Genomic DNA, 12,500 nt, shown 5'->3' with positions numbered 1-12,500 from the left:
TATCAGGCTCTCGTTTCTATCGTTGCCGGAGGGCGGCTGAATGCAAAAAGGACAATGCCGAGCGCCCGGCGCACGGCGATGTGCAGCAGGATCGCTTCCACACCCATTGCCGATGCCGTCGCGATCGCAGTGCCGACGGTGCCAAGGTGCGGGATCAAGGCGATATTCAAGGAGACGTTTGCCGTGAGCGCCGCCGCATAGAGGGCGACGCAGAGGTTCTGCTTTCCGGCCATCATCAGCAGCGTTTCGGCCGGACCGACGAGGGCCTTGGCGAGGATGCCCGCAAGCAGGATCGCCATCAGAACATAACCTGCCGTAAAGGCTCCGCCGAAAAGCGACAGCAGCAAGTGACCGGCTGCAACGACTGCGAGCCCGAGGGCCAGCGCCGGCCAGAAGGTCCAGCGCGCAGCGTCGATTGCTGCTGCGGCAAGCTGCTCGCGGGTGCCTTCTGCGATGAGGCTGGAGAAGCGTGGACCGGATGCTGCCTTTACCGAGAACATGATGAAATGCACCAGCGCCATCGTCTTTGCGGCGGCAAAATAGATCGCCACGTCATGCGGCTCGAGGAAGATGCCGACGACAACCACATCCGAATTGGTCAAGAGGAAGCTCACGCCTTCGACCAGGAATATCGGGAAGGCGATGTTCAGCCAGTTGAGGAAATCGACCCTGCGTGGTCCCTCGCTGTAGTGGCGGCGCAGGCGGAGGAGTGTCGCGATGTATTGGCCGATGGCGGTGACATAGGTTGCGGCCAGCGCGGCTTTCATGGCGGTGACGGCAGAATGCTCCGCATCGGCTCCGATCGCTGCCAGCATGAAGAGAATTATGAGGACAGGCCGGATGATGTAGACCGGGCTCAGCGCCATGACCGGCCAGTGATTGGCACGCGAGGTGCCTTCCAGAATGTCGCCGAGCGCGATCATCGGCATGGCGAGAAGGCCAAGGAAGACAGGAATGAGATAATAGGACTCAATCCTGTCGCCCAGGAAATGGAGTCCCGCCATACCGGCAGCCATCACCAGCGTTCCGGAAAGCATGGCGAAGGTACGGGCCGTTCCCGTCAGGCCGCGAATCTCCTCCAAGGCACCTGCAGCCTTGTATTGCGGCAGGAAACGAACGATCGCGGTGTGAAAGCCGAGGCAGGAGAGATCGCCGAACAGGACGATCAGAACCCAGACAAACACGAAAATCCCGTATTCATATTCGCCCATGAGGCGCGCGAGGATGATCTGGGAAATGAAGGCGAGGGCGGCGCTCACTATGCGGATCGAAAAGGCGGTAAGTGCCATCCGCTGTGCGGTTGCCTTGTCGCCGTGCCCGGTCAGAACTGCGGCAAGCACGCGCAGCAGACGGCTTCCCGCTGGACGCAGGCCCGCAGGCAGTAGTCTTTCCGCTGTTTCAATGACCGCCATTACGAACACGCAACACTCTGAACTCAGGCAAATCGTGTCAGAACTCTTGTCAGATCAGGATTAAGAAACGGTTGTGGCGAGCAGATTATCCTTAACCGCCAGTCTAATTCGCGCAAAAAGAATGCCGCCCGAAGGCGGCATTCTTCAGCTGCCTGCCGTCGCTCAGGCTTCGGCAAACGCACCGTGGCAGTGCTTGAATTTTTTGCCAGAACCGCAGGGGCACGGCTCGTTGCGGCCGACCTTGCCCCAGGTGGACGGGTTGTTCGGATCCCGGTTTTCCGGCGAGACGATCACTTCGGATGCCTGGTAGATCGGCGCGAAATCATTCTCGCCCGTGTCGGGGTCCAGGTGCTGGGCTTGCATGACCGGCAGTTCCGGCTCGGCGGGCGCCTGCTGCACCAACTCGACGCGCATCAACTGCGCCGTCACAGCCTCGCGCAGGCTGTTCAGCAGGGTCTGGAAGAGCTCGAAGGCTTCGGACTTGTATTCCTGCAGCGGATCGCGCTGGGCATAGCCGCGGAAGCCGATGACGGACCGCAGGTGATCGAGGTTGACGATGTGCTCGCGCCAGAGATGGTCCAATGTCTGCATCACGATCGAACGCTCGACATAGTGCATGATATCCGGGCCGAAACGCTCTGCTTTTTCGGTGAAGGCAGCGTTGGACGCTTCCGTCAGACGTTCGCGAATATCGTCTTCACCAATGCCTTCTTCTTTCACCCAGTCCTCGATTGGCAGATCGAGGTTGAGAAGCGCGCCAACCTGCTCCTTCAATCCGGCAGCATCCCATTGCTCGGCATAGGCGCGCTCGGGAATATGCTTCTCGACGAGGTCCTCGATGACCTCGCGGCGCATATCCGAAACGGTCTCGGAGATGTTCGTAGCTTCCATCAGTTCGAGGCGCTGTTCGAAGATCACCTTGCGCTGATCGTTCAACACGTCGTCGTATTTCAGCAGGTTCTTGCGGATATCGAAGTTGCGGGCCTCGACCTTCTTCTGGGCGCGCTCCAGAGCTTTGTTGATCCAGGGATGGACGATTGCCTCGCCTTCCTTGAGACCAAGCTTCTGGAGCATGCCGTCCATGCGATCGGAGCCGAAGATGCGCATCAGGTCGTCCTGAAGCGACAGATAGAACTTGGAGCGGCCCGGGTCGCCCTGACGGCCGGAACGGCCACGGAGCTGATTGTCGATGCGGCGGCTTTCATGGCGTTCCGTCGCGATGACATAGAGACCACCGGCGGCGATCGCCTGCTCCTTGAGCTTCTGGATCTCCTCGGCGATCGCTGCAATCTTGGCGTCGCGTTCCGGGCCAGGCTCGGCCTCGCCAAGCTCGCGCTCGATGCGCATGTCGAGGTTGCCGCCGAGCTGGATGTCGGTACCGCGGCCCGCCATGTTCGTGGCGATCGTGACCGCGCCCGGCACGCCTGCTTGCGCAACGATATACGCTTCCTGCTCGTGATAGCGGGCGTTCAGGACCTGGAAGTCCTTGAAGCCCTGCTTGCGCATCAGCTCAGCCAGAAGTTCGGATTTCTCGATGGAGGTCGTGCCGACGAGCACCGGCTGGCCGCGCTTCTGGGCGTCTGCGATCTCGGCGATGATCGCTTTGTACTTCTCCTCGAAGGTCCGGTAGACCTCGTCGTCTTCGTCGATACGCTGGATCGGCAGGTTGGTCGGCACTTCGATGACATCGAGGCCGTAGATGTTGCCGAATTCTTCCGCTTCCGTCTGCGCCGTACCGGTCATGCCGGCGAGCTTTCCGTACATGCGGAAATAGTTCTGGAAGGTGATCTGCGCCAGCGTCTGGTTTTCCGGCTGGATCTGCACCTTTTCCTTGGCTTCCAGCGCTTGGTGCTGGCCCTCCGAATAGCGGCGGCCCGGCATCATGCGGCCGGTGAATTCGTCGATAATGACGATTTCACCATTGCGCACGATGTAGTCCTTGTCGCGCTGGAAGAGTTTGTGGGCCTTCAGCGCATTATTGATGTGGTGGACGATCGCGACGTTTTCTATGTCGTAGAGCGCGCTGCCTTTCAGGAGGCCGGCCTGTTTTAGGAGGCCTTCGAGCTTTTCAGTACCAACTTCAGAGAAGTTCGCCGAACGTTGCTTCTCGTCGATCTCGTAATCTTCTCCCGACAAGAGCGGAATGAAAGCGTCAATCGTGTTATAGAGATCGGAGCGGTCGTCGAGCGGACCGGAGATGATCAGCGGCGTGCGTGCTTCGTCAACCAGGATCGAGTCCACTTCGTCGACGATCGCGAAGTTGTGGCCGCGCTGGACCATCTGGCCCTTCTCATACTTCATATTGTCGCGAAGATAATCGAAGCCGAGTTCGTTGTTCGTGGCATAGGTGATGTCGCAATTGTAAGCGGCAGCCCGCTCCTCATCCGACAGTCCATGGACGATGACGCCCGTGGTGAGCCCGAGGAAGTTGTAGATCCGGCCCATGTTGGCGGCGTCGCGGCGGGCAAGGTAGTCGTTCACAGTAACGACGTGGACACCCTTGCCGGCAAGCGCATTTAGGTAAACCGGAAGTGTCGCAACGAGCGTCTTACCTTCACCGGTCTTCATTTCGGCGATGGCGTTCGAATGCAGGATCATGCCGCCGACAAGCTGCACGTCAAAAGGCCGCAGGCCGAGTACGCGGCGCGAGGCTTCGCGCACGACGGCGAATGCCGGAACGAGAATGTCGTCGAGCGTCTTCCCGTTCGCCAGCATCTTGCGGAACTCGACCGTCTGGGCAGCGAGCTGTTCGTCGCTCAGGGCCTTCGTCTTCTCTTCGATCGAGTTGATGGCGGCGACTTTCGGCTGGAAGGACCGCACGCGGCGATCATTGGCAGAGCCAAATATTTTGCGGGCGAGACCGCCGAAGCTGACCATATGACTGGTCCTTTCTCAATATTCTTCCCCGGCTTTTCTTATACGCACACCCAGCCGAAAATCAGGCACACGTCTCGAAACGCCAGGAAACTTTTCTGGACGCGAGGTTGCGTGACAGATAAGAGGGGGGTCGAATGATGTCAACGGATTTGGCTGATATAGAAAGGCCACATTCCAGTGTTGATGGCTGTTTTGGGCTGGATTCACGAATGCTGAAGCCGGTGATGTAACTCTGAAAGGTTATTCGATGTTGAGCTACAACAAACTCGCCGTGATGGCGCTTGCAACTTTCGTTGCGCTCCAGGCGCCGGTCTATGCGGAAGACAAGCCGGATGCAGTCGTTGCCAAGGTCGGCGACCTTGAGATCCATCAGTCGGAACTCGATCTGGCCGTCGCCAACCTCGATCCCCAGCTCGCGCAGCTCCCGGACGATCAGAAGAAGGTTGCCGCGCTTTCGGCCGCGATCGACGTCAAGCTGCTCGCCGGCAATGCGGCTGCCGAGAAGCTCGATCAGACCAGCGAATTCAAGAAGCGCATACAGTATCTCTCGGATCGCGAACTGCATAATGCCTATTTCAAGAAGCATGTCGTCGATACCGTTACCGACGATGAAGTGAAGGCGCGCTACGACAAGGAAGTCGCAGCCCTTCCGAAGCAGGAAGAAGTCCATGCTCGCCACATCCTCGTGAAGACCGAGGAAGAGGCCAAGGATGTCATCAAGCAGCTGGATGGCGGCAAGGACTTTGCAGAACTTGCCAAGGAAAAGTCCACCGACCCGAACAAGGCTGACGGCGGCGATCTCGGCTACTTTACCAAGGGTCGCATGGTCAAGGAATTCGAGGACGCAGCCTTCTCTCTCGAAAAGGGCACCTATTCCAAGACGCCTGTGAAGACCGATTTCGGCTTCCACGTCATTAAGGTCGAGGACAAGCGCGACGCTCCGCCGCCGCCGCTTGATCAGGTCAAGGACCAGGTTCGTCAGCTTGTCATGCGCGATAAGTACCTTGCACTCCTTGCCAAGGCGAAGGAAACGTCCAAGGTCGACATCATGGACGAAACGCTCCGCAAGGGTTACGACGACGCGAACAAGCAGCAGGCGCCAGCAACGCAGCCGCAGCAGTAATTTCCATCCAGGGCCCGGTTCTTCCGGGCCCTTCACTATCCTCTGTTGTCGCATTTCCGGACGGCGAACCGTTTTCCAAGTCGCCTGGAAATGCCTATAGCCAGGTCGATCCTCATGTCCGGTTCCGTTTCCCCGCTCGCTCCGAAAACCTTTGCCACGATGCCGGCACTGCGCGGCGTGCGCATGGCGACCGCTTCCGCAGGCATCAAGTATAAGGACCGGACGGACGTGTTGATGATGGTCTTCGACAAGCCGGCCGCCGTTGCGGGGGTTTTCACGCGATCGAAGTGCCCGTCGGCGCCCGTCGACTTCTGTCGTGGCAATCTGCCGCATGGCGTGGCGCGCGCCGTCGTCGTCAACTCTGGCAACGCCAATGCCTTTACCGGCCTGAAGGGACGCCAGGCGACCGCCTTGACGGCAAAGTCGGCTGCCGCTGCCGTCGGCTGCGCCGAGAATGAAGTCTATCTGGCGTCGACCGGCGTGATCGGCGAGCCGCTGGATGCGACGAAATTCGCAGGTGTTCTCGACAGGATGCATGCCGAGGCGACTGGCGATTTATGGTTCGAAGCCGCCAAGGCGATCATGACCACGGACACGTATCCGAAGGTTTCGACCCGCAGTGCCGAAATCGGCGGCGTGAAAGTGACGATCAACGGCATTGCCAAGGGCGCCGGCATGATCGCACCCGACATGGCGACCATGCTCTCCTTCGTCGTCACGGATGCCGATATCGCGCCCGCCGCTCTGCAGGCACTGCTTTCGGACGGCGTCGGCCCGACGTTCAATTCGATGACGGTGGATAGCGATACGTCTACCTCCGATACGCTGATGCTGTTTGCGACGGCCGCCGCCGCCGAGGACGGTCAGGTCCGCATCGAGCGTGCCGACGATCAGCGCCTTGCCGCCTTCCGCGCGGCGCTCAATGAAGTGTTGAAGGATTTGTCGCTGCAAGTTTGCCGTGATGGCGAAGGCGCCACCAAGATGCTCGAAATCAACGTGACCGGCGCAGAGAGCGATGCGGCTGCCAAGCGCATTGCGCTTTCGATCGCGAATTCGCCCCTGGTGAAGACGGCTGCCGCCGGCGAAGACGCGAATTGGGGCCGCATCGTGATGGCCGTCGGCAAGGCCGGCGAGATGGCCGATCGTGATCGGCTCGCCATCTGGTTCGGCGATGTACGTGTCGCGGTTAACGGTGAGCGCGACCCTGATTACTCGGAGGATGCCGCCTCGAATGTAATGAAGAAGCAGGATATTCCGATTAAAGTCGATATTGGGCTCGGCTCGGGTGCGGCTACGGTCTGGACCTGCGACCTCACAAAAGAGTATGTGGCGATCAACGGCGACTACCGGAGCTGATCGTTCATTGACTGAAACATTGTCCCAAAAGGCAAATTTGCCGCTCGTACGCAGGCTGGAAGCTGTCGGTTTCCGGGCGTGGCCGGCTTCTTCCGTGCAATATGACGGCAGCTGGCAGGTACGGCTGACGGCGGGCCATCCGTCGAACCGGCTGAATTCCATCGTGCCGCTCGACCCTTCCGATCATCGCGACGTCGAAGTCCGGCTGGAGAAGGCCAGCCGCAAATTCGAGGCTTATGGCCGCCCGGCCGTTCTTCGCCAGACACCGCTTGCGTCGCCGGTTCTGATCGATCTCGTCAAAGAGCGGCAATGGACGCATTTCGACGAGACAATCGTCATGACCTGCGACCTGGCGCATGCCGAACTGCCGGACACGCTCGATCACCTGCCGACGCATGACATCGGCCGCTTCGTCGATGCCAATCTCGCGACGGATCAAGTCTCCCCGAAGCTGAAGCCGGCGCTTGCGGAGATCATTAACGCGATCGGACCGCCGTGCGGTCTCTTCATGATCGAGGACCCGGAAACCGGCCCGCTTGCAACCGTGCTTTGCGTTCAGGACAACGATCTTGCCGGCATCATGTCGCTTTCGGTGGCTAAGAAGCGGCGGCGGGAGGGTCTCGGCCTCGAAATCCTGACGTCTGCCCTTCGCTGGGCACGCATGCGCAGCGCCCGCTCGGCCTGGCTGCAGGTCAAGGCTGCAAACGTGCCAGCTCTGGCGCTCTATGGCCGTCTCGGTTTCCGCGAAGCTTACCGCTATAGCTACTGGCGCCGGGAACAGGCGCAATGAGCGAAACCGGCAAGAATATTCTGCTGGTTGCCGCCTGCGCTTTGATCGATTCCGACGGCCGTATCCTTCTGGCACAACGTCCGGAGGGAAAGTCGCTCGCCGGCCTGTGGGAGTTTCCCGGCGGCAAGGTCGAACCTGGCGAGACGCCGGAGGAGACCTTGGTGCGCGAACTCGAGGAAGAACTTGGCGTCAAGACCAAGGTTGCCTGCCTCGCGCCGCTGACATTTGCCAGCCACAGCTACGACACATTTCACCTCCTGATGCCACTTTATGTCTGCCGCCGCTATGAGGGCATTCCCCAGGGCAGGGAGGGCCAGGCTTTGAAATGGGTAAAACCCATGGCCCTCAGGGATTATCCGATGCCGCCAGCCGACGAGCCGTTGATCCCTATGCTTCAGGATCTACTTTAGCGAATTATCGCTTTCTTGCGACAAAGTGCCGGTTTCGGCCGGAGTTATTAATCGATCGTTTATCACCTTCTGCCAAAGTTCGGCCTCACTCAAGCAACTGGCGTGTGAGTAAAAGGCTTGACGCATGGACGACGATTTCTGGAAAGCTGTCCGAGAGAAAGAACAGAGCTCGAATGCTTCGCGCAGGACGGGCGCGCTCAATCTCGTTTTGCTTTTCGGCACCGCGGTCGTTGCCCTGACGCTCATCCTCACGCCGATGCTCGCCGACAAGTCCAAGTCGAGCGTTTTCGCCAGTGTTCCGGCCGAGTTCGATACGATCACGACCGGATCGATCCCGAGAACGGAAAACGGCAAGCGCTACACGATACGACGTAGCGTCCTGCAGGAGACGCCCGGCTCGGTCTGCGTTGTCCAGGGGTACGGTTCAGGAGCCGGCTGCTGAGGAAATCGGATATCCGCCTTGGCGGGAAAGGTTGGGCATGCGTATTCTGAAAGCTTTCCTTGCAGATGTTCGCGGCGCGACAGCCGTCGAATACGGTCTGCTGGCCGCCCTGATATCAGCCGCCCTTGTCGGCGGACTGACGACCTTCGGCAACAGCCTGCAAAACACCTTCAATACGGTGTCCAACAACCTCGACAACCACTAGGCGCTCAACTGGCTCGCCTCCATTCACTGCTTCAGCTTGTGCTCTTCCACGCGCAAAGCATCGGCAAGCCGCGCTTTCGCCGATCCCGGCTGCAACGGCTTCTGCTGGCTTTCATGCGGTGCCCATCCTGAAACATAGATGATCGAGAATGTCGCCCTGATACGCCCGTCCGGATCGGAATAGCGCTCGGCATAGATTTCTGCCGCGCGCAGAAAGAATGCGCGGGTGGGCGGCTTGCGGCTGCGGGCGGCGAGCGGATTGGTCATGCCCATGGCGCGCAGATCTTTCATCAGCGAGAAGAGGGAATCGTAGCGGACCGTATAGGTCTCGGCGTCGATCACCGGCAGCGCGAAGCCGGCGCGCTGGAGGAGGCCGCCCACATCGCGGACGTCGGCGAACGGGATCACGCGCGGGCTCGCGCCTCCGGTCATCTCCGCTTCCGTTGCAAGCAGAACATCCCTGAGTTCCTGGAGAGTACCTGCTCCGGGGATTGCCGCAAGAAACAGGCCGTCGGGCTTGAGAGCGCGGCGAATCTGGATGAAGACGCCGGGCGTGTCGTTGGTGAGATGCAGACACAGCGGCGCAAGAACGAGGTTGGCCGACTGCGGCTCGATCGGCACGTCCTCAAGCGGCGCCATGGCCAGCACTTCATTCGGCGCGGCAAATGCCTGTTCCGCCTCGACCCGGGTCATCGCACCGATCTTGCCTGTTGCGACTGCCGCCCGCGCAGCTGCTCCTGTCATCCCGTGCAGTTCCACGGCGGTCTCGAAATGGCGTTCGACGACAGCCAGCCGATCGGCAAGTTCCGCGGCGGCGATATCCAGGAGAAAGGCAGCTTTCGGATCGGCGTTTTTCAGTGCGCGACGGCGGTTTGCAGCGATCGCGGTCCGGTCGAAGATCATATCCATGCGCATGTCCATAGTCCTGCGCGCGAAGGGCGGCAAGGCGGATTTTCCTTTCCTGCGGAAAGCGCCGATCTTCGCAAATGGGGCTTATCAATTTCGAACGACCGGGGCGCTGCGATTAACGCAATGCGTGCGGCCCTTCGCCATGTTCGCCGATCGGCTCTATCCGCCGGCCCGCGCCTCCTGCGGCATTGTTGCCGCTGGCCACCGCGGATTATGTCCGAAATGCTGGTCCGGCGTGCACTTCACCGAGCTGCCTTATGGCGAAGTGCTGGGTCTGCCGTTAGCGCCGAGGCGATCGCCAATCCACCTCCCTTTGACCGGCTTCGCTCGGTCGCCGCGCACGATCACGCCGTCGGCGATCTCGCCCAAGGTCTCAAATATCGCGACCGCACCGATCTGGCGCCGATGATGGCGGGCTGGATGCTTCGCGCCAGCGACGGCATGATCGGGGCCTGCGATGTATTTGTTCCGATTCCGCTCCATCGCTCCCGTATGCTGTCACGCAAGTTCAATCAGACAGCAGAGCTTGCCCGCAAGGCGCGTTCTTTCGGCGGGCGGGCACCGTGGTCATCACGGTTTTAACCTATGCAAGGGCTTTCTCGGAACCTATATGAGAAAAAGAGACCGGCATCCGTCTGGAGATAAAATATGGCACCAGTCATCATCTATACGCGGCAGTTCTGCGGCTATTGCGCTCGCGCAAAATCTCTTCTCGAAGAGAAAGGGATCGATTATGTCGAACACGATGCGACCTTTTCGCCGGACCTTCGCCAGGAGATGATTGGCAGGTCAAATGGCAGGACCACATTCCCGCAGATATTCATAGGCGGGCAGCATGTTGGCGGATGCGATGACCTTTATGCGTTGGACCGGGCCGGCGGGCTCGATCCCATGCTGGTAGCCTGAGGGGAGACCGATGACGTTCAAGGCCGCTGCCGTTCAGATGTGTTCCGGAGTCGATCCCGCGAAGAACGCAGCCTCGATGATGCACTTGGTGCGTGAAGCAGCAGCCCAAGGCGCGATCTATGTGCAGACGCCGGAAATGACCGGCATGCTGCAGCGCGACCGGATTGCCGCGAAACTGGCGTTGCGCGAAGAGACGGACGACATCATCGTCAGAACGGCGTCCGCACTCGCTGCCGAACTCGGCATCTACCTGCATGTCGGCTCTACGGCGATCGCACTCGACGACGGCAAAATCGCCAATCGCGGCTTTCTCTTCGGCCCGGAAGGCAAAATCCTCAATCGCTACGATAAGATCCATATGTTCGACGTCGATCTCGATAACGGCGAAAGCTGGCGGGAGAGTGCCGCCTATCGTCCGGGCTCGGAAGCGCGCGTCTTGTCGCTGCCATTTGCGGAAATGGGCTTTACGATTTGCTACGATGTTCGGTTTCCTGCGCTTTTCCGCGCCCAGGCGATCGCCGGAGCGGAAGTCATGACGGTGCCTGCCGCATTCACGAGGCAGACGGGTCAGGCGCATTGGGAAATCCTGCTTCGTGCCCGCGCCATCGAAAACGGGGTTTTCGTCATTGCTGCGGCGCAGGCCGGGCTTCATGAGGACGGCCGCGAGACCTACGGGCATTCGATGATCATCGATCCCTGGGGCAGGGTGCTGGCCTCGGCCGGCGGTACCGGCGAGGCGGTGATTGTCGCGGACATCGATCGAACGGCGGTCAAGGCCGCGCGTGACAAGATTCCGAATCTGAAGAACGGCCGTGAATTCTCGATCGAAAAAATTACAGGGGCTGTCGTGGGAGGCGTCGCCACTTGATCCGTTATTCCCTCAGCTGCGAGAATGCCCACGAATTCGAAGCATGGTTTTCCGAAAGTGCCGATTTCGACCGCCAGGTTGCGTCCGGTTACCTCACCTGTCCGGTCTGTAATTCCACATCCATCTCCAAGGCGTTGATGGCGCCATCCGTCTCGACCGCCCGCAAGAAGGACGAGATGAAGACGCTGGCAATGGATACCGCGCGCCGCGACGCCTTTGAGAAGCTGAAGGCGGCCGTCGCTCACATCAAGGCGAACGCCGAGGATGTCGGCGCGCAGTTTCCCGAAGAAGCTCGCAAGATTCACTATGGCGAGGCCGACGCCCGTGGCATCATCGGACAGGCGACGACCGACGAGGCCCAGGCGCTGCTCGAAGAAGGCATCGAAATTGCAGCGCTTCCGGTCCTGCCCGAAGACGTGAACTGATCGCTATTCGGGCCGCTTCGCCAGCAGCACGTAGTTCACGTCCATATCCTTGGACAGGTTCCACTGGTTCGACAGCGGATTGAAGAAGACGCCGGTGCGCTCGATGATCGTCATGCCGCTCGCCGCAAGCGGCTTTTCCAGCTCTTCAGGGCGGACCAGCTTTTCATATTGATGCGTGCCGCGCGGTAGCCAGCGCAGGATGTTCTCGGCGGCGAAGATCGCGAGTGCGGCGGCCTTCATCGTGCGGTTGATGGTGGCGACGAACATCAGCCCGCCGGGGCGCACCATTCCGGCGCAGGTCGTCATGAAGAAATTGACGTCGGCGACATGTTCGACGACTTCCATGTTCAGCACGATATCGAAGGTCTCGCCGGCTTCCGCAAGCTGTTCGGCGGTGACTGCGCGGTAATCGACTGTGACGCCAGACGCTTGCGCGTGTGTCGAGGCAATGCCGATGTTCTTCTCCGAGGGATCGGCACCGACAACACTTGCGCCCATTCGGGCGACGGGTTCCGAAAGCAGGCCGCCGCCGCAGCCGATGTCAAGCACGCGCAGGCCTTCCAGCGGACGCGGGCTCTTCTGGTCACGGCCGAAGTTTTCGGCTGCCTTGTCGCGGATATAGGTGAGGCGCACCGGGTTGAACTTGTGCAGCGGTCTGAACTTGCCGGTCGGGCTCCACCATTCCGCCGCCATTGCGGAAAAGCGGTCCACCTCGCTCTGGTCGATCGTGCTTTTTGCCGCGTCGCTCATGACCCTGCTCCTTGCGTTCGTCGTGAGT

The 12,500-nt window shown here is 60.1% G+C and carries 13 protein-coding genes and 1 pseudogene; 10 read left to right on the top strand and 4 right to left on the bottom strand.

Features of this window, described 5'->3' with window-relative positions:
- Positions 1-2 precede the first annotated feature (2 nt).
- Complete coding sequence (locus ISN39_RS17225; RefSeq protein ID WP_194728311.1) at positions 3-1,412, bottom strand: oligosaccharide flippase family protein; 1,410 nt, start codon at positions 1,410-1,412, stop codon at positions 3-5.
- A 162-nt stretch (positions 1,413-1,574) separates the two neighbouring features.
- Positions 1,575-4,289, bottom strand: coding sequence for a preprotein translocase subunit SecA (gene secA, locus ISN39_RS17220; protein ID WP_194728310.1), 2,715 nt, complete (start codon positions 4,287-4,289; stop codon positions 1,575-1,577).
- A 247-nt stretch (positions 4,290-4,536) separates the two neighbouring features.
- Here secA and ISN39_RS17215 point away from each other — a divergent pair, with 247 nt between their 5' ends.
- The 6 genes from ISN39_RS17215 to ISN39_RS17190 all read left to right on the top strand — a co-directional run bounded on the left by ISN39_RS17215 (position 4,537) and on the right by ISN39_RS17190 (position 8,615).
- A complete protein-coding gene (locus ISN39_RS17215; RefSeq protein WP_074069814.1) occupies positions 4,537-5,412 on the top strand; it encodes a peptidylprolyl isomerase in 876 nt (291 codons plus the stop codon).
- A gap of 114 nt (positions 5,413-5,526) precedes the next feature.
- Entirely contained in the window at positions 5,527-6,768 is a 1,242-nt protein-coding gene (argJ, locus tag ISN39_RS17210) for a bifunctional glutamate N-acetyltransferase/amino-acid acetyltransferase ArgJ (RefSeq protein ID WP_194728309.1), read from the top strand.
- A gap of 7 nt (positions 6,769-6,775) precedes the next feature.
- A complete protein-coding gene (locus tag ISN39_RS17205) occupies positions 6,776-7,558 on the top strand; it encodes a GNAT family N-acetyltransferase (RefSeq protein ID WP_194728308.1) in 783 nt (260 codons plus the stop codon).
- Positions 7,555-7,968, top strand: coding sequence for an 8-oxo-dGTP diphosphatase MutT (mutT, locus tag ISN39_RS17200; protein ID WP_039846256.1), 414 nt, complete (start codon positions 7,555-7,557; stop codon positions 7,966-7,968). The genes ISN39_RS17205 and mutT overlap by 4 nt, the downstream gene beginning before the upstream one ends.
- A 124-nt stretch (positions 7,969-8,092) precedes the next feature.
- On the top strand, positions 8,093-8,410 hold the full coding sequence (locus tag ISN39_RS17195) for a hypothetical protein (RefSeq protein WP_074069810.1): 318 nt from the start codon (positions 8,093-8,095) through the stop codon (positions 8,408-8,410).
- A 37-nt stretch (positions 8,411-8,447) separates the two neighbouring features.
- Positions 8,448-8,615, top strand: coding sequence for a Flp family type IVb pilin (locus tag ISN39_RS17190; RefSeq protein ID WP_194728307.1), 168 nt, complete (start codon positions 8,448-8,450; stop codon positions 8,613-8,615).
- Positions 8,616-8,638: 23 nt separating this feature from the next.
- Here ISN39_RS17190 and ISN39_RS17185 read toward each other — a convergent pair whose 3' ends face one another.
- Positions 8,639-9,523, bottom strand: coding sequence for a methyltransferase domain-containing protein (locus ISN39_RS17185; RefSeq protein ID WP_074070449.1), 885 nt, complete (start codon positions 9,521-9,523; stop codon positions 8,639-8,641).
- A gap of 77 nt (positions 9,524-9,600) precedes the next feature.
- Between ISN39_RS17185 and ISN39_RS17180 the strand changes: the two are divergent.
- The 4 genes and pseudogenes from ISN39_RS17180 to ISN39_RS17165 all read left to right on the top strand — a co-directional run.
- Positions 9,601-10,057 (top strand): annotated as a pseudogene (locus ISN39_RS17180) (double zinc ribbon domain-containing protein); the annotation flags it as partial.
- Between the two features lie 114 nt (positions 10,058-10,171).
- The gene (grxC, locus tag ISN39_RS17175) at positions 10,172-10,429 is read left to right on the top strand and encodes a glutaredoxin 3 (RefSeq protein WP_022718762.1); all 258 of its coding nucleotides are present in this window, start codon (positions 10,172-10,174) and stop codon (positions 10,427-10,429) included.
- 10 nt (positions 10,430-10,439) lie between these two features.
- Positions 10,440-11,297 carry a carbon-nitrogen hydrolase family protein gene (locus tag ISN39_RS17170; protein WP_194728306.1) on the top strand — a complete coding sequence of 286 codons (858 nt, stop codon included), beginning with the start codon at positions 10,440-10,442 and terminating at the stop codon, positions 11,295-11,297.
- Positions 11,294-11,722: a DUF1178 family protein gene (locus tag ISN39_RS17165; RefSeq protein WP_194728305.1), complete on the top strand. Its 429-nt coding sequence runs from the start codon at positions 11,294-11,296 to the stop codon at positions 11,720-11,722. Before ISN39_RS17170 ends, ISN39_RS17165 begins: the two co-directional genes overlap by 4 nt.
- A gap of 3 nt (positions 11,723-11,725) precedes the next feature.
- On the opposite strand, the gene ubiG is transcribed toward ISN39_RS17165, so the two are convergent.
- On the bottom strand, positions 11,726-12,472 hold the full coding sequence (gene ubiG, locus ISN39_RS17160; protein WP_194728304.1) for a bifunctional 2-polyprenyl-6-hydroxyphenol methylase/3-demethylubiquinol 3-O-methyltransferase UbiG: 747 nt from the start codon (positions 12,470-12,472) through the stop codon (positions 11,726-11,728).
- Positions 12,473-12,500: the final 28 nt, after the last annotated feature.

This window comes from Rhizobium sp. 007 (assembly GCF_015353075.1).
GTDB lineage: Bacteria > Pseudomonadota > Alphaproteobacteria > Rhizobiales > Rhizobiaceae > Rhizobium.
The sequence above is the reverse complement of the archived record's forward strand: the minus strand, read 5'-3'. Positions and strand labels throughout refer to the sequence as shown.